Raw genomic sequence first — 16,708 nt, 5'->3', positions numbered from 1 at the left:
ATTCACTTTTGATGTAACTCGCTATATTTTCAGCGCCGGATCTTGATGAACCTGAGCAGTAACTTAGGGAATAACTGCATTCTATACAGCTATTTCGTATGCAAATCCGCTCATTCTAACTTTAAGTGTATTCTGTACAATTAAAAACCAGACAAACCACCCCTAGGCGAGTAAATCAAGAAAATAGGTGTACTAAATACAGCTATATCCATTGAAAAAGTTACCAGCAGGATTATAGTTGTACGAAATACAACTAAACGCGTCTATCCACTGCTTCCATCGACTCTCTACTCTAGAGGTTACATCAATCTGGCGTGCCACCGTCCGTTATTCCGTGCGTGATTCCATGTGCTACTCCGTCCGTTAGTCCATGTGTCTCTCCATGCGTCATTCCATGTGTCACTCCGTACGCCACTCCAAGAGTCAATTCGTATGGTTCAACCACTTTAACACGCTATCTACCTAATAAGTTATGCCTTTTTCAAGGACGATGTAGCATCCTCTACTGAAGGCACACCCTTGCGCAAACCCCAGGATATTATCAGCGACAAAACAGCGAAAACTGCCATTACGATAAATAATGAATGAAGACCACCTTCAAGGGCATCACGCAAACTATTTGATACTTCCCCAGACAGGTTAGTTCCTGCATGCGATCCAAGCAGCTTATTAATATCATCTCCTGAGATGTTCGAATCCGGTTGTTTTCTTAACAGCTTATCAATATTCAAGTTCAGCCAGGAACCAAAAATAGCCACCCCAACAGTCTGTCCTAAAGAACGCGTGAACGCATTAAGCGCTGTAGATGCTCCCCGTTGCTCATACGCAACAGAGGACTGCGCAATAATCGTAAAGACTGTAGAAGAATACCCAAATCCAACTCCACAGACCAGCATCAAGCATAAAAGCAGCAGCTGTGAAGACTCACCTGTTAAGAAAGCCAGGCCAATAGCCCCGGCAGCGATCATAATCAACCCAAGCATTGCGGTTCGACGCGAACCTGCTTTTAGAATCATCCGCCCTCCGGCGATCGAACCAAACATCCAGCCTACCGACATCGGCGCCAATAGCAAACCTGAGATGGCGGCGCTTTTTCCGGATACACCCTGCACCCATAATGGCACATACGTAGAAAGCCCAATAATTAATGTGCTTACCAGCAGGTTAGCGCCAGTAGATACCGCTATGTTGCGGTTCGAGAATAGACCCAGCGGCAACATAGGTTCAGGAGCACGACGCTCCACAAAGAAAAATAAGACTAGCAGGATAACAGCCACACTTAGAGTTGCGATTAGCAGTGGGGATGTCCACTCCAGATTCTGTCCTCCTGTGGAGAGACCGAAGAGCAATGCGCCCATACCAGCAGCGAACAGCAGCACCCCTGCCACATCAATTTGTGCTTTCCGACGTACCTTCTCTTCCTTCAGATAACGGGCAATAAATACCATTGCTAATAAACCGAATGGCAGATTAAAAACAAATACCCAGCGCCAGCTTAGGTAATCTACTACATATCCCCCAAGAAGAGGACCTACCAAAGAGGAAATCCCCCATACAGAGCTAAGTAATCCTTGTGTCTTCGCTCTCTCCTCGATACTGTAAATATCCCCGATGATGGTAAAGGTCATTGGAATGAGCGCACCCGCGCCAATCCCCTGTATTGCACGGAACAGGATCAGCTGCTCCATACTTTGCGAAATACCGCATAATAACGAGCCTAATAAAAAAACAGCTGCCCCCCACATGAACACCGGCTTGCGTCCAAAGAGATCACTGATTTTGCCGAAAATAGGAGTAGTAATAGCCATTGCCAGCAAATAAGAAGTGAATATCCAGCTAAGCCACTGCATTCCCTGAAATTCACCTACGATAGCTGGACCCGCTGGTCCTGTTACCGTTCCTTCAATCGCAGCCAGAAAGGTAGCTAGCAGCACCCCTATCAGTATTAATTTACGTTCTAAATCCCCTGTTGACTTCAATGTTCCAAACCCTCTCTTTATGTAATAAAATCATTCCCATTCCCCACGTAGAAGCGCATGTAGGGTCACATCCTGAAAGCCGGAAGGTGTCTGGCGATATTGACGCAGTATACCTTCCTTCTGAAAGCCGAGCGTTTGAACCAGCCTCTCCGCACGATTATTATCAGGATGACACAGCGCTTCTATCCGATTCAGCCCCATCCTATTAAAGCCGAAGTCGAGCACTAAACCAAGCGCTTCTTTCATATATCCAAGTCCCCAAAAGGCAGGCGCCAGATCGCAGCCAATTTCCCCGCGGTAAGCTCCCTGCAACTGCCAATAGTTATAACCGCAGCTCCCTATAACTTCACCTTCGGGTCCTACAATACTCCAGCGCAAGCTCTCCTCTTCCTGAGCCATCTGTAATAAAAAAGCAATCAGTTGCTTAGTCTCTTCTATAGAGGATAATGCTGGAGCCCCCAGCCAGCGGGTGACCTCTGGATGAGACCAGATCTGATATAATGCTGAAGCATGCTCAGTAGTCATAGCGCACAGCTTCAATCTACTGCCGACCAGTGTGGGTATCACTCCATTGCAGATATACAAATCTCTGCCCCCCTTCAACTTATCAATTATACATCATTCAAGAGTATATCCTTAAGATAAAAGTTCTAAATTCTTTAACATTGAAAAGAACAAATTCTACGCGTTAACATAAAAAGACGTCTGCATCAGGGGGCATACACTCCCTTAATACAGACGCTTTTTATTAAACTTAACTACAATGATTTCATTCCGCTTCATGAATAACTTCACTGCATAACACCTGAAGTTTGGCTCGAATATCCTTGAACTCTTCAATTCCAGTCCCCGTAATACTGTACCCTTCGGTATGGGCAGTCAGAAAGTTGTCCAGTGTCAGCTTTTCCAATTCCTGTTTCACTTCGCGCTCTCCTACACGATACCCCAGATCTTCAAGTCCGAGCAGCATCTCTGAGATCGTCACATCTTTATCCCGTGCACAATAAAGCATATGAATTCCTATGAACAAGTTCTGTACATCAGCGCGCATATTCCACCTCTTCCGGCTATATAGCCTTCGGTATTTATACTAGCATTACCCTCTGACCGATCCTCGGAAACATTATTGTGGCTGTTGCGCATTTCATGGACTTCAAGGAACATTCCATATTGTTACAGATTGGTATTGTCGCTTGACGTATCATGTCTAGCTGTACTATGTTGATAATTACAGTTAGGAGTTCATATTTGAATTTAAAGTACAGGAAGGTGATGCTTCATGTTTCAAGCTATGCCTTACGATGGAACACGCAACGAGCAGTTTGAAGCGGTTCTAATCCAACTAGAAGCATTAGTAGAGGACGAACCAAGTGCTACGGCCAACCTGGCCAATGCTTCGGCACTGCTTAAACACGCTATGCCGGATACGAATTGGGCCGGTTTTTATTTATTTGATGGCAAGGAGCTTGTGCTCGGACCTTTCCAAGGTCTTCCTGCCTGCATCCGCATCCCGTTGTCTCGTGGAGTCTGCGGAACGGCTGCTGCGGAACGACGCACGCTAGTAGTTGGAGATGTCCATGCATTCCCGGGACATATCGCCTGTGACGCCGCTTCAAACAGCGAAATTGTTGTCCCGCTGATCAAGGATGATCGTTTGCTTGGCGTACTCGATATCGACAGTCCGCTGAAAGATCGTTTTGATGATGAGGAACGCCGGTTCCTAGAGCGGTTCGCTGCCCTGGTATCGGAAGTTATCTAAAGCAGCTCTGCCTTATAAAGCATAAGAAATAGGCTGTCTCATTTGTAGGAATCTCCTACTTATAAGACAGCCTAATCTTGTTGAGCCTATAGCCGTACCGGACTGATATTCCAAATCTCCGCGGCGTAGCGGCTAATCGTATTATCGCTAGAGAATTTACCGGAATGACCAATATTTATAATAGACTTCTTCAGCCATTCCTGACGGTTGCGGTATGCCCGGTCAATCTCGACATGAGTCTCGACATAACTTGCGAAATCCTTAAGCACAAAGAATTCATCGTTATTATCCAAAAGAGAATGGAAAATGGTCTCAAACTCCGCACCATGACAGCATATAGGTCCCGGATTAACCAACTGATCCAATACTTCCTTCACACGACTATCCCCATTGTAGATATCACGTGCGTGATAGCCGCCATGCTGATAATAATCCATTACCTGCTCAGCACGAAGACCGAACAGGAACATATTGTTGTCCCCTACCATCTCATGCATTTCCACGTTAGCGCCGTCCATCGTACCTACGGTCAATGCACCGTTCATCATAAACTTCATATTCCCCGTACCGGAGGCCTCTTTACTCGCTGTAGAGATCTGTTCACTAATATCCGCAGCAGGAATGATTTTCTCGGCCAAAGATACCGAATAATTCTCAAGGAAAAAGATACGAATCTTGCCTCTAACATCCGGATCTTTGTTGACAGCCTCTGCCACAGTATTGATCAGCTTGATAATTCGCTTCGCCAAATGATAGCTTGGTGCCGCCTTTGCTCCGAATATAAACGTGCGCGGTACCATATCCATCGAAGGATTATCTTTGATTTGGTTGTACATATGCAGAATATGCAAAATATTAAGCAGCTGCCGCTTATAAGCATGCAGGCGCTTCACCTGAACATCAAAGATAGAGTCGGGGTCTACATGTACTGAATGCTTGCTGTAGATGTATTCAGCCAACTTGAGCTTATTCCGCCGTTTAATGCTGGCCACTTGTTCTTGGAAGGAAGCATCCTCACAATATTTAATCAAGCCAATCATCTCTTGCGGATGGCTCATCCAGCGGGTTCCTATCGATTGATTGATTAGGTTAGCCAGATCCGGATTGGCATGCATCAGCCAGCGCCGGTGAGTAATCCCATTCGTCTTATTATTGAAGCGGTGCGGGTACATTTCATTAAAAAGCCGCATTTCGCGTTTCATCAATATTTCTGTATGCAGCGCCGCTACCCCATTGACACTATGGCTCGCCACAATCGCCAGATGGGCCATGCGAACCTGATCGTCATGAATAATCGCCATCTGTGAAATCCGGTCCTGATCACCGGGATAACGGCTCATCAGCTCGCCGCAGAAGCGGGCATTGATCTCTTCAATAATAAGAAAAATACGTGGAAGCAAGTCCCTGACCATTTGAATAGGCCATTTCTCCAGCGCTTCGCTCAAGATCGTATGATTAGTATAGGACACCATACGAGTTGTAATACTCCACGCCTCATCCCATCCTAATCCATGTACATCCATCAGAATCCGCAGCAATTCAGGGATTACAAGCGTCGGATGTGTATCATTGATATGAAGTGCAACCTTGTCGGGCAGCGATTGTATAGGGAGTCCAAGCTTTCCAAAGGTTCGCAGAATACTTTGCAGGCCAGCACTGCAGAGGAAGTATTGCTGCTTCAACCGCAACAGCTTGCCTTCGTATTGTGAATCATCCGGATACAGAAACTCCGAGATGGATTCTACGGAACGCTTATATTCCAGGAATTTATGATAGTCTGAACCCGCAAAAGAGCCAAATGTTCTCGCTGGCTGAGTGATGGACTCCGCACTCCAGTTGCGCAGTGTATTCACATGCCGCCGATCTGCACCAATGATAGGCACATCATACGGAACTGCACGAACGGCCTCATATTGACTATGCTCAAAGATAAGCCGCCCGTTCTCCTCGCGAGTCTCAATCACGCCCCAGAACCTTACTTCTACCTGCTTGTCTTCACGACGCACTTCCCATACATTATCATTTTGCAGCCAGTAATCGGGCAGTTCCACCTGATACCCGTCAACGATTTTCTGCTCGAACAAGCCGTATTTATAACGTATACCGCAACCATGCCCCGCATATTGCAGGGAGGCCAGTGAATCCAAGAAACAAGCAGCTAGACGTCCAAGTCCTCCATTGCCAAGCCCAGCGTCGGCTTCTACCTCCTCAATATCCTGCAGCGAGAAACCAAGATCGGCCAATCCCTCACGCACGACCTCCAGCACGCCCATATTCAGCAGATTGTTCCCCAGAAGTCTTCCGATCAGAAACTCCATAGAAAAATAGTATACCTGCTTATCCTTATCCGTCTTGTACTTTTGATTGGTATCCGCCCAATTTTTCCCGGCATTCTCGCGAATCATGTTGCCTAATATTTTATAGACATCAGCATTAGAGGCTTCCTCCAAAGGTTTGCCCAATTTACTGATGAGCGTCTCGCGAAACACCTGTTTGAAAGTTTCTTTATCGTTAAACAACAGCAGGTTCCTCCTGACAAAAGCTTTTTTTAGGGATGCATTAGACTATGCCTATAGATCAGATAGGTTATACTGTTTCGTTTCATCTAATCCAGTTGGTTTATATTTTGCTGCTCTTGGCGATGACGAACGGACGTTTACTATCCCCGACGAGAATTCGATTCTTACTTAAATGTACGTCTTTATCCATGATCACATTCTCAATAACAGCATCTTCCTCTATAATGCACTTCTGCATAATTACAGAATTGATGATCTTCGCTCCTTTACGTACCTGAACCCCACGAAAGATCACGCTGTTCTCCACCGTTCCAGCTATAATGCAGCCGTTAGCCACCAGTGAATTGCTGACATTTGCGCTTTCTAAATATCGGGTAGGAGCCTCATATTTAATCTTCGTCTGCACGGGACTTTCTTTGAACAGACTAAAGTAATTCTCCTGCTGAAGCAGCTCCAGACTATTCTTATAATAGCTTTCCAATGAATTAATTACGGCATGATAGCCATGATATTCATAAGCAGCGATTTTGAATTTATGGCGGTTTTTCTGAATCACATCACGGAAAAAATAACTCTCACCATGTGCAATGCAATGTTCCACCTGCTCCAGGAACAGTTTTTTCTCCATAATGAAGATATCGAGATATAAATTGGGATGATCCTTCTCATGATGGATATTGGTCACATTATTCTCTTCGTCCACTTCAATACGCTGGCATAACTCATGTTCTGGCTGCAACTGCTCTATTTTTTTGTATACTACTGTAACGTCGGCACCCTTCTCCAAATGATATCTGTACAAGTCCTGGAGATCGATAGTATTAATATGCTGGCTACCGGAAAACACAATATATTTAGCAGATCCCCGTTTAAAAAGATCCAGATTATTATGATAATGCTGAAGGTCGCCAAGAGAAGTATCGGTGGGATCATTCCAGTCCGGAGGCAAAATAAATAGTCCCCCATGCTTGCGATTCATATCCCAAGATTTCCCGTCACCCAAATGGTCCATTAAAGAACGATATTTACGGCGAACAAACAGGCCCACGCTCTCCAGATCCGCACGCATCATATTGGAAAGCACAAAATCTATCAACCGATAACGACTGGCAAAAGGTACGGCTGCACCACAGCGGAAATAAGTGAGTTCATTTAGTTTATCGAGTTCATGATCCAGATTAATTACACCCATGAGTTGCTTCATCGGAATCCACCGTCCTCTTATAATTTATAAGAAAGTATAAGTTTCACTATATACTTTATCCTTATAAATCTCGCATAAACGCTTACCGTCCCTAGAAGGACGCCGAAGGCGTTTTAGCTTGATTATATGGTTTTGGCCACAGCTGATTTACGTTTCTTGCTTTTATTGTCGATCAGCAGAATTTCGTTCTCGTTCTCCCGCTCGATGCCTATTTCCATATAATCGTCGATTACCGTATTCTCACTAATAATCGCTTTATGAATGCGTACGTTCTTACCAATCTTAACCTTAGGCATAATTACGGAGTCCGTAATCACACTGCCTTCACCTACTTCTACGCCATAAAAAAGAACCGAGTGCTTCACTTCACCATGCACAATGCAGCCTTCATTAATAATGCATCCTGACACTTTCGCCCCAGGTGCGACATATTGGGCAGGTTGATTCGGATTGCGTGTAAATATGCGCCAGCTGGGATCATTTAGATTAAGCGGTGGATTATCGCTCAGTAAATCCATATTCGCTTCCCACAGGCTGGCTACCGTACCAACGTCTCTCCAATACCCTTCAAAAGGGTACGCAAATAAAGAGTTCCCGTCTTCCAGCATCAAAGGAATGATATCTTTACCAAAATCGTGAGATGATCCTATATTCTCTCCGTCCTCCAGTAAATGCTTGCGGAGAATTTCCCATTTAAAGATGTACACACCCATAGAAGCTAGCGTGCTTTTTGGCTGTGCAGGCTTTTCCTCAAATTCGTAAATTTTCAGATCGTCCTCCGTATTTAAGATTCCAAATCGACTTGCTTCCTCCAGCGGAACGTCAATCACAGAAATCGTGCAATCTGCGTTTCTCTCCTTGTGGTATTGCAGCATAGCATGATAATCCATTTTATAAATGTGATCACCGGATAGAATAAGGACATGCTCGGGGTCGAACTGATCTACAAATTTAAGATTTCGATAAATCGCATCGGCTGTTCCCCGATACCAGCTGCTTCCATTCTCACGTTCATGCGGTGGCAATACGAATACTCCACCATTCTTACGGTTCAAATCCCAATCACTGCCTACTCCGATGTAAGAATGTAGTATAAGTGGCTCATACTGTGTCAATACACCGACAGTATCAATACCCGAATTGGAGCAGTTACTTAAAGGAAAGTCGATAATCCGATAAGTGCCCCCAAAATAGACAGCGGGCTTGGCAAGCGATTTGGTTAAACCTTTCAATCTTTTGCCTTGGCCTCCAGCCAATAGCATGGCTACCATTTCTTTTTTCTTCATGGAAAAGCCTCCCTTGACTTATGGGTAATATAAAGTTCAGCAAACCTAGGATGAATGAACAGAATTCCAGAAAGAAGTGAATTAGAAAAGAAATACACCAGAAAGAAATGAGCCTTGATAGGAAGATGACAAAGTTGAAAAAACGAGGAAGGAAATTTTACACGTTCGGATGATCTAACCTAAAATAGGGAGAGCATTCTCCAAAATCAGGAGCCTGAATCAGGAGATTATCCTTATTGTAAAGTGTTCTATATTCTTCGTCAAAACCCTTTATCGCAATTCCGAAATTCCGGAATTTTTAACCCTGTTTGTCATTAAACACGTTAATATTCCTTATAACTAGATTAACCAATTTAAAGCCATGTGAAAGAAATTCACTCATTTATTCTAGAAAAAGAATCATCCGGTCTTCAGCAAACATTCAACCGGATATGGCATAATGAAGCTATCTATCACCGATTTGGAGGAACCTATGATGAAAGCAGTACAAGGAGTTCGACTTCTGCTCGTAGATGATGAGCCTCATATATTACAGTTCCTGGAGCTGGGTCTCCTTAATGAAGGTTTTGAAGTAAGAACCGCGTCGGACGGGCTAAGCGCCATTTCAATTGCAGCTGAATTCAAGCCCCATGTAGCTATCCTGGATGTTATGATGCCGGGTATGGATGGATTCGAGGTATGTCACTATCTGCGCTCGGAAGAGACAGAGGTAGCTGTCATCATGCTTACTGCAAAAGACGAAGTGGATGATCGCGTAAAGGGACTTTCTATTGGTGCTGACGACTATATGGTCAAGCCCTTCAGCTTTGATGAATTACTAGCGCGGATCCAAGCGCGGCTGCGGAATCAGTTTCCGGGGCTGCTAGGCGAGGTCCGCTGCGGTCCTTTCCGAATTGACAGCCGGCGAAAGGAAATTCGCTTCAGGGAAGAAGTACTTGAGCTCTCCCCTACGGAATACGAGTTATTGCAGTATCTCGTTATCAATCACGGCCTTGTACTCAGCAAGCCTATGATTCTTGATAAAGTGTGGGGCTATGATTTTGGCGGTGAGGAAAATATCGTTGAGGTCTATATCCGTTCGCTTCGTGAGAAGCTCGGAGATAAGGAGCACCGTATTATCCGTACCCTGCGGGGCGCAGGCTACCGGGTGGATCTATGAGCACTCCCATCTTCAGATGGCTTCGCAGACTACCTGCACCACGTTCCCTGCGTAAACAGCTGCTTGCCACATCGCTGCTCATTCTATCAGGATTGCTGCTGCTAATTGGAGTTTTACAATATATCCTTATGCGAGATTTTATATACAGCAATAGAGCGGAGTCTATGGAAGCGCAAATACGTTCTGTCCCCCGTGAGATGTTTTTCAACTTTTTTAATTCCTATGACGAGGACACCACAGGTATAAATGACACGAACAACGAGTTTAACAGCAATTTCCCGATGGAAAGAGAAGACATGAATAAAATGCCAAGTGGGCTGCGAACTGGCGAGAACCGGCGCCCGCTTCTGCTTGATGCCCATACAACTCTCGCCATGTACAGCTCGGATGGCACCTTCAGGGATTTACAGCAATTGACCCTCTCAGATATAGCAGCACCCAGGCTGACCAATGAGCAATACGATGCGCTGCTGATTCACACCACAGATAGGGCAACAGGAAATTACAAGCTCATCCAAGCTGAAGACGGCACTGAACATCTAGCCATATTCATGAATCTTTATAGGCCTGGAAATACTAGATTGCTGCTGCAAATGAGTGTGAGCACGGGGCCATTAACGGATGTGATTATGCAGCAGCTGCTGATCTACGCAGGTTTGTCAGTGATTGCTTTATTGACTGGATTATTCCTATACTTGCCGGCCCTGCGAAAGACGTTAGTTCCTCTTTCTAATATGGGAGAATCGGCTGAGATCATTAATGCCGGTAATTTGGACATTCGGTTTCCAGTTGACCAAGGACAGGCCGAGATCGACAAGCTTGCTCATTCATTCAATGGTATGCTCGAACGTCTCGAAATATCCTTTCATAATGAACGGGAGGCCAAGGAGCAGATGCGCAGGTTCGCTGCCGATGCTTCTCACGAGCTTAGAACTCCGCTCACCTCAATACACGGTTTTCTTGAGGTCTTGCTGCGGGGCGCCGCCGATAATAAAGAACAGTTATATAACTCGTTGCGAAGCATGCATGGTGAATCGAAACGGATCAATAAGCTGGTCGAGGATCTGCTACTGCTCGCTCGAATGGATGGAGCTCCACAGCTGCAGATGACTGACCTGATTCTCAGCGAGGTAATTCACGAAATGAAGCCGCATCTGCTTTTGCTCGCAGATCAACGTAAAGTTACTTTTGATATCTCCTATGGTATCCGTGGTAAATATGATCCCTATAAGCTCAAGCAGGTGATTCTGAATCTGTTCCACAATGCAGTTCAGCATACCGATGCCGCGGCAGGCAGCATTCATCTCTCTTTACAAGCCGCAGGAAATCAGGCTCTCTTAAGCGTGCGGGATAATGGCTGCGGAATTCCCGCAGAGCATATCCCACATATCTTTGATCGATTCTACCGCAGTGACTCCTCTCGCACACGTAAATATGGCGGATCAGGTTTAGGCCTCTCTATCACAAAATCTATTGTCGAGGCGCATCACGGCAAGATTAGTGTAAATAGCACCGTCGGCGAGGGGACAACATTTACGGTCAGCCTGCCTTGTGAGGAAGGATTAGCCAAGGAACAGTAACAACCGTTATAATTAAGAGGAACTGGAGCATCGCTCCACAAAACCAAGCGTATGCTTTCGATGCCAGTTTTGCTATGTAGTCCATTCTAAGGAGCATCGCTCCACAAAACTTTTAGGAGGTAAATACATGTACGAAATCGCCGTAATTGGCGCCGGTCCTGCCGGTGCAAGCGCAGCCCTGTTCGCCGCCAAGGCGGGCAAAAAAACGCTGCTGATCGACAACGATAAGGGCATGACCCGCAGAGGTTGGTTTGAGAACTTTTATGGAATTTCCGAAGTAGGTGGTCCTGAGCTGGTCGAAACCGGCCATAAGCAAGCCGTTAAATTTGGCGCTGAGCTGGTTTCCGAACAGGCTATCAACCTCACCTCCAGCGGCAATGGTTTTGTCATTGAAACTGAAGATGGAATTATCTATGAAGCAAAACATGTCATTCTCGCCACAGGCGCCCTTACAGATCTAGCTGCCAAAGCTGGCGTAGAGACTAAGGATGGTACAGAGCCAAGAATCAAAACTGTAGTAGCCGTTGATGCTGAAGGCAAAACGAATATCGCAGGTATTTGGGCTGCTGGTACTGTTGCTGGAGTAAGTGTACATGCCATTATTACCGCAGGCGATGGTGCGAAGGTAGCTATTAATGTAATTAGCGAGTTAAATGGCGCGCGTTACGTTGATCATGATGTGTTGAAAGCTTAATCTTCAGTACTCAAATCATAATCCGGAGGATGATTCTTAGGAATCGGTCTTCCGGATTTTTTCGTCACCAAGGAGAACCAAGTTACGAGATTTAAGAATAACTGCACTTGATGCAGCTATTTCAAACAATAACACCCACACGGCTGTTTTAAGTGTATTTTATGCAACTAAAAACAGGCTATATGAGCATTCTAGCTAAAATGTGAAGATATAGATGTATCAAGTGCAACTAAATCGATTTGCAGCTGTTCCCCCATACTTTTAATTGTATAAAGTACACCTATTTGCTCGTCCCTCACCTGCCCTTTGAACACCACACGCAAAAAAACTGCTTCAAAACCTCATGCCACCGCCGAAGCCGATGTTATGATCGTTTGAAACAGTTCCTCTCCCTCAACTGTGTATACTCCGATGCAAGGAGTCCACTTCTTCTTCTCTTCCCTTAAGACTAGCAGCCAGCTCCTGCAAATACGGAACCAATAATGGGCGCAAATCCTCTCGCATCAAACCTACCTCCAGCGTGGCCTTAATGTAACCGAATTTATCACCAATATCATAACGCTTGCCGATTAAATCGAGCGCCAGCAATCCTTCATGCCGGCATACCTCGTGCAAAGCATCCGTCAGTTGATATTCACCGCCCGCTCCACGTTCGAGGTTAGCCAGCACTGTGAATATCGAAGGCTCCAAAATATATCGCCCCATAATGGCATACTCTGAAGGAGCTGTTACAGGCGAGGGCTTCTCTACCAATCCCTTTACTTCATGAACTCCATTTAGTGAGCCGCTGGAGGCTATAATCCCATATTTGTTAACCTCCTGCCGTGGCACCTGCTGCACACCGACGATGGTCTGCTCCTCTTGCTCATACAATCTCATCATCTGCAGCAGCGCCGGGTCCTCCGAGACCATGATATCGTCACCAAGCAGAACAGCAAAAGGTTCATCACCGATAAATTGTTCCGCACAAAGGATGGCATGGCCCAGTCCCAGCGGCTCTTTTTGCCTAATGTAATGGATGCTCGCTAGCTCACTGATTAGCTGGACTTCACGAAGTAGATCCTCTTTCCCTTTTTCCAGAAGCGTCTGCTCCAGCTCCACCGATTTATCAAAATGATCTTCAATCGACTTCTTATTGCGGCCGGTCACGATGATAATACTTTCAATACCAGACCGAACGGCTTCCTCTACGATATATTGAATCGCTGGTTTATCCACAATGGGCAGCATTTCTTTTGGCTGAGCCTTAGTTGCAGGCAGGAAACGAGTGCCTAAGCCCGCGGCGGGAATGACAGCTTTTCTAATCTTCATCAGGAATCCCTCCCTTGCAGTTTATTTACGGAGATGGGTCACAGGGTGCTCACGAACATTCTTTTGCTGCCCCTTACCTTCATAGAACTCTTGGACAATATAAAGCGGACGTCCCTTAGTTTCATCATAAATCCGGCCGATATACTCACCTAGTATTCCTAGCATAATGAGTACGAAGCCATTAAAGGTCAGCGTAATTCCAATCATCGAAGCCCAGCCCTTAACGACTGAGTCTGTAAAAATTACCAGGTACAATACATACATAAGGTACAGAAAACCAGAAGCCGACAGCAGTGCGCCCAAATATCCTGCCAGCTTCAGCGGCTTATAAGAAAAGGAGGTGATTCCGTCCAAAGAGAGCTTGATCATACGTTTTAGTGGATATTTTGTTTCCCCCGCCAGACGTTCATCCCGTTCATATTCAATCGCCTTCTGACGGAAACCAACCCAGCTGACCAGTCCGCGTACGAAACGGTTTTTCTCCGGTAGACGTTTGAGCTCTTCGCAAACCCTACGATCTATGAGCCGAAAATCACCTGTATCCACAGGGATAGAAATATCGGTTGAATAACGCAGAATTCTATAAAACAGGCTGGCCGTCCACTTTTTGAATAAGGATTCACCGTTTCGCTTCACCCGTTTAGCATATACAACTTCATACCCCTTCTTCCATTCTGCAATCATGTCCAAGATCAATTCAGGCGGGTCTTGCAAATCAGCATCAATAATGACAACTGCATCCCCAAGGGCATAGTCCATTCCGGCAGTAATAGCGATCTGATGTCCAAAGTTACGTGACAAATCGATCAGCTTCACACTCTCATCCCAATAGCTATATTCCTCGATCATCTGGGCACAGTTGTCTGTGCTGCCGTCATTCACGAAGATCAGCTCATATACTTCCTCCGTCATTGCCATCACTTTTTTAATACGACGATACGTTTCCTGAATGACTGCCTCTTCATTAAACATCGGTATAATAATGGAATAGCGCACGTTGATACTCATGAGCAGCTCCTCCTTTAATTTGAATGCTGAAGCGTGCCTGCAAATGTATGAGCACGCTTCGTATCCTAAAACACTGAACTAGTTAACTGTAACTTTGTATAACGTTCCGCTGTTGCCAGCGTCGTTTCCTGCCCAATCCGCTGCTGGAACCTCTGTGCCATTGTCGGTAATCCATGTAGATAGCGTAGAATTCCCTCCACGTCCACCACCCATACCGCCGCTGCTCAGCAGGAAGTATTTCACCTTGCCACTCTCTACTAACGCCTTTAGGGTATCTGTGGTATATACTGTGTCCGAATTGGAAAAACCGTTCAGAATAACAACCGATGCCCCCTTATCGACGATATAAGGAGCTGCTGTGCCATAATCCAATACGGCAAACAGATAAGGCTCCCCAGTATTATTTTCCTCCAGATAGGACAGCAGACTCTCATTCGCACTTGTGGCGCTATTACGCCCAAAGTTGCTAGAATTGCCGCCCATTCCTCCTCTGCCCTCACTGCTCCCTGGTCCTGCTTCAGGGGTTTGGCTATTCAGGCCATAAGTAATTGGGGTAGCTGCCCAGTAGAGCGGGCCAATTAACAATACTAGTACAGCGACAATACTTGCCGAGAAAACAAATGGCTTCTGCTTGCCTTTAAGAACGACCAGCACCAAAGAAACAACTATACCGGCTGCCAGAATGCCAATCGACCAGCCCCTGCCAATCGTATCGTCATAAGGATGAATAATGTACCATTGAAAAACTGCTGTAACCAGCGTCGCAACTGGCAATAGCCATGACAGCCAACCAGAGTGCTCGCGATACAGACTCCAGAGCTTTGACCAGCCTGCACCGACCAGCGCGGCTATCGGCGGAGCCATCATCACCAGATAATATTGATGGAAGAATCCCGCAATACTGAAGAATCCCATCACCGGTACCAGCCATGCTAACCAGAATAGAGCTTCTTTATGCCCTTGCGTAAAGTTCCTTCTCCGCAGATTAGCGAATAATCCAATACAACCAAACAATACAAAAGGCAGCATCCAGCTTGCCTGACCTGACAGCTCTGATTGGAACAGGCGCAGTGGACCTGCGGTTCCAGTATTGAACATTCCACCTCCGCCGCCATTCATGCCGCTGCGTTGTCCTTGGCCCCCACCTTCACCACCAAATTGCCGGTTTTGATTATCTGTTCCACCGCCGGGTGGTTGCCCTGGTGAACCTCCATCATCGGCGCCATTTTGACCGTCTGAGGTTGAATTTATGCCTTGCCGACCCGAAAATGCTCCACGTCCGCTATCCGTACCATTTTCAGCATCTGCCCCGTTCATAGCGGGTCTTTCACCGTTCATAGCTGGCATCTCGCCATTCATGTTCGGCATCTCACCACCATTCATTGAAGGCATTCCACCTCCGCCACCACCTGTCCCCCGATCACCCGTCAACCGCGCGACACCATTATAACCAAAGGCAAGATTGAGCACGGAGTTAGTACCGCTGCTGCCGATATAAGGTCGTTTACTAGCGGGAATCGAATCCACTATCACTGCCCAGGATAACGAGACCACGAGTAATATAGCTGTCGAGGCCGCTAATACTCCAGTTTTTCGCTTCCAGTTCACTTTCGCAGCCAAGACATAAAAGAGATAAAAAGCCGGCAAAACCATATAAGCCTGCAGCATCTTCTCATTAAACCCAACACCGATTAAAGCGAATGCGGCAAGGAGACTGCCCAGCTTATTACTCTTCGTTCCTTTAAATAAAAACCAAACCGCCAACAGTAACGTGAATACTAACAAAGCATCAATGTTATTCGTCCGGCTAACAGCCGCCGCTACTGGAGTTGTTGCCATGGCCAGCGCTGCTAAACGTGCTGCCGCTTTACCAAAGGTAGGTTTAACCAGAAGGTATACGAGCAACACGGAGCCCACGCCCCCAAGCGCCTGAGGTAAAATTACACTCCAGCCATGCAGCCCGAAAATGAGTGCGCTAAGAGTCTGAATCCAAAAGGTGACCGGTGGTTTATCCACCGTGACTGAACCTGCAGAGTCGAGTGAAGCGAAGAAGAAATTATGAAAGTTTTGCAGCATACTTCCCACGGCAGTGGTGTAGTATGTATTCACATAGTGGTCATTCCAAACTCCATAACCGTACAAAAAAGCAGCGAGTATTAAAATGAGCCACAGTATAAGATCCGAGCTTATTTTTCTAGCAAAACTCATC

General features: G+C 45.9%; 14 protein-coding genes. 4 read left to right on the top strand and 10 right to left on the bottom strand.

Annotated features, from left to right (window positions below):
- Positions 1-304 precede the first annotated feature (304 nt).
- The 4 genes from NSQ66_RS02880 to NSQ66_RS02865 all read right to left on the bottom strand — a co-directional run bounded on the left by NSQ66_RS02880 (position 305) and on the right by NSQ66_RS02865 (position 3,030).
- Positions 305-445, bottom strand: a complete 141-nt coding sequence (locus NSQ66_RS02880) for a hypothetical protein (RefSeq protein WP_170914267.1) — start codon at positions 443-445, stop codon at positions 305-307.
- Positions 446-470: 25 nt separating this feature from the next.
- Entirely contained in the window at positions 471-1,979 is a 1,509-nt protein-coding gene (locus NSQ66_RS02875; RefSeq protein WP_076101386.1) for an MDR family MFS transporter, read from the bottom strand.
- 30 nt (positions 1,980-2,009) lie between these two features.
- Positions 2,010-2,564 (bottom strand): GNAT family protein, encoded by a 555-nt coding sequence (locus NSQ66_RS02870; protein WP_076105960.1) that lies wholly within the window; start codon positions 2,562-2,564, stop codon positions 2,010-2,012.
- 184 nt (positions 2,565-2,748) lie between these two features.
- On the bottom strand, positions 2,749-3,030 hold the full coding sequence (locus NSQ66_RS02865; RefSeq protein WP_036676794.1) for a hypothetical protein: 282 nt from the start codon (positions 3,028-3,030) through the stop codon (positions 2,749-2,751).
- A gap of 228 nt (positions 3,031-3,258) precedes the next feature.
- On the opposite strand from NSQ66_RS02865, the gene NSQ66_RS02860 reads away from it, so the two are divergent.
- Positions 3,259-3,738: a GAF domain-containing protein gene (locus NSQ66_RS02860; protein ID WP_339279547.1), complete on the top strand. Its 480-nt coding sequence runs from the start codon at positions 3,259-3,261 to the stop codon at positions 3,736-3,738.
- A gap of 86 nt (positions 3,739-3,824) precedes the next feature.
- Here the strand turns inward: NSQ66_RS02860 and NSQ66_RS02855 are convergent, their stop codons facing one another.
- The 3 genes from NSQ66_RS02855 to NSQ66_RS02845 form a co-directional block, all read right to left on the bottom strand.
- Positions 3,825-6,257 (bottom strand): glycogen/starch/alpha-glucan phosphorylase, encoded by a 2,433-nt coding sequence (locus tag NSQ66_RS02855; protein WP_038568597.1) that lies wholly within the window; start codon positions 6,255-6,257, stop codon positions 3,825-3,827.
- Between the two features lie 100 nt (positions 6,258-6,357).
- Complete coding sequence (gene glgD, locus NSQ66_RS02850; protein ID WP_076141869.1) at positions 6,358-7,461, bottom strand: glucose-1-phosphate adenylyltransferase subunit GlgD; 1,104 nt, start codon at positions 7,459-7,461, stop codon at positions 6,358-6,360.
- Positions 7,462-7,583: 122 nt separating this feature from the next.
- Positions 7,584-8,747, bottom strand: a complete 1,164-nt coding sequence (locus tag NSQ66_RS02845; protein ID WP_038568594.1) for a glucose-1-phosphate adenylyltransferase — start codon at positions 8,745-8,747, stop codon at positions 7,584-7,586.
- Positions 8,748-9,222: 475 nt separating this feature from the next.
- On the opposite strand from NSQ66_RS02845, the gene NSQ66_RS02840 reads away from it, so the two are divergent.
- The 3 genes from NSQ66_RS02840 to NSQ66_RS02830 all read left to right on the top strand — a co-directional run bounded on the left by NSQ66_RS02840 (position 9,223) and on the right by NSQ66_RS02830 (position 12,180).
- A complete protein-coding gene (locus NSQ66_RS02840) occupies positions 9,223-9,906 on the top strand; it encodes a response regulator transcription factor (protein ID WP_038568592.1) in 684 nt (227 codons plus the stop codon).
- The gene (locus NSQ66_RS02835) at positions 9,903-11,486 is read left to right on the top strand and encodes a HAMP domain-containing sensor histidine kinase (protein WP_076141868.1); all 1,584 of its coding nucleotides are present in this window, start codon (positions 9,903-9,905) and stop codon (positions 11,484-11,486) included. The genes NSQ66_RS02840 and NSQ66_RS02835 overlap by 4 nt, the downstream gene beginning before the upstream one ends.
- A 127-nt stretch (positions 11,487-11,613) precedes the next feature.
- A complete protein-coding gene (locus tag NSQ66_RS02830; RefSeq protein ID WP_036676776.1) occupies positions 11,614-12,180 on the top strand; it encodes an FAD-dependent oxidoreductase in 567 nt (188 codons plus the stop codon).
- 393 nt (positions 12,181-12,573) lie between these two features.
- Here NSQ66_RS02830 and galU read toward each other — a convergent pair whose 3' ends face one another.
- From galU to NSQ66_RS02815, 3 genes are all read right to left on the bottom strand, one after another.
- The gene (gene galU, locus NSQ66_RS02825) at positions 12,574-13,494 is read right to left on the bottom strand and encodes a UTP--glucose-1-phosphate uridylyltransferase GalU (RefSeq protein WP_212592218.1); all 921 of its coding nucleotides are present in this window, start codon (positions 13,492-13,494) and stop codon (positions 12,574-12,576) included.
- 18 nt (positions 13,495-13,512) lie between these two features.
- On the bottom strand, positions 13,513-14,499 hold the full coding sequence (locus NSQ66_RS02820; RefSeq protein WP_036676773.1) for a glycosyltransferase family 2 protein: 987 nt from the start codon (positions 14,497-14,499) through the stop codon (positions 13,513-13,515).
- Positions 14,500-14,577: 78 nt separating this feature from the next.
- Complete coding sequence (locus tag NSQ66_RS02815; protein WP_076141866.1) at positions 14,578-16,707, bottom strand: glycosyltransferase family 39 protein; 2,130 nt, start codon at positions 16,705-16,707, stop codon at positions 14,578-14,580.
- Position 16,708 lies beyond the last annotated feature (1 nt).

The organism is Paenibacillus sp. FSL H3-0329 (assembly GCF_037963285.1).
GTDB lineage: Bacteria > Bacillota > Bacilli > Paenibacillales > Paenibacillaceae > Paenibacillus_AQ > Paenibacillus_AQ odorifer.
Note: the sequence above shows the minus strand (reverse complement) of the source record. Positions and strands in the feature narration are given on the sequence as shown.

What these genes read in the sequence shown, in the direction of transcription:
- glgD (WP_076141869.1), bottom strand. Translation starts at nt 7,461, where the DNA reads ATGAAGCAACTCATGGGTGTAATTAATCTGGATCATGAACTCGATAAA.
- NSQ66_RS02840 (WP_038568592.1), top strand. Translation starts at nt 9,223, where the DNA reads ATGAAAGCAGTACAAGGAGTTCGACTTCTGCTCGTAGATGATGAGCCT.
- NSQ66_RS02830 (WP_036676776.1), top strand. Translation starts at nt 11,614, where the DNA reads ATGTACGAAATCGCCGTAATTGGCGCCGGTCCTGCCGGTGCAAGCGCA.
- NSQ66_RS02860 (WP_339279547.1), top strand. Translation starts at nt 3,259, where the DNA reads ATGTTTCAAGCTATGCCTTACGATGGAACACGCAACGAGCAGTTTGAA.
- NSQ66_RS02815 (WP_076141866.1), bottom strand. Translation starts at nt 16,707, where the DNA reads ATGAGTTTTGCTAGAAAAATAAGCTCGGATCTTATACTGTGGCTCATT.
- NSQ66_RS02865 (WP_036676794.1), bottom strand. Translation starts at nt 3,030, where the DNA reads ATGCGCGCTGATGTACAGAACTTGTTCATAGGAATTCATATGCTTTAT.
- NSQ66_RS02845 (WP_038568594.1), bottom strand. Translation starts at nt 8,747, where the DNA reads ATGAAGAAAAAAGAAATGGTAGCCATGCTATTGGCTGGAGGCCAAGGC.
- NSQ66_RS02820 (WP_036676773.1), bottom strand. Translation starts at nt 14,499, where the DNA reads ATGAGTATCAACGTGCGCTATTCCATTATTATACCGATGTTTAATGAA.
- NSQ66_RS02835 (WP_076141868.1), top strand. Translation starts at nt 9,903, where the DNA reads ATGAGCACTCCCATCTTCAGATGGCTTCGCAGACTACCTGCACCACGT.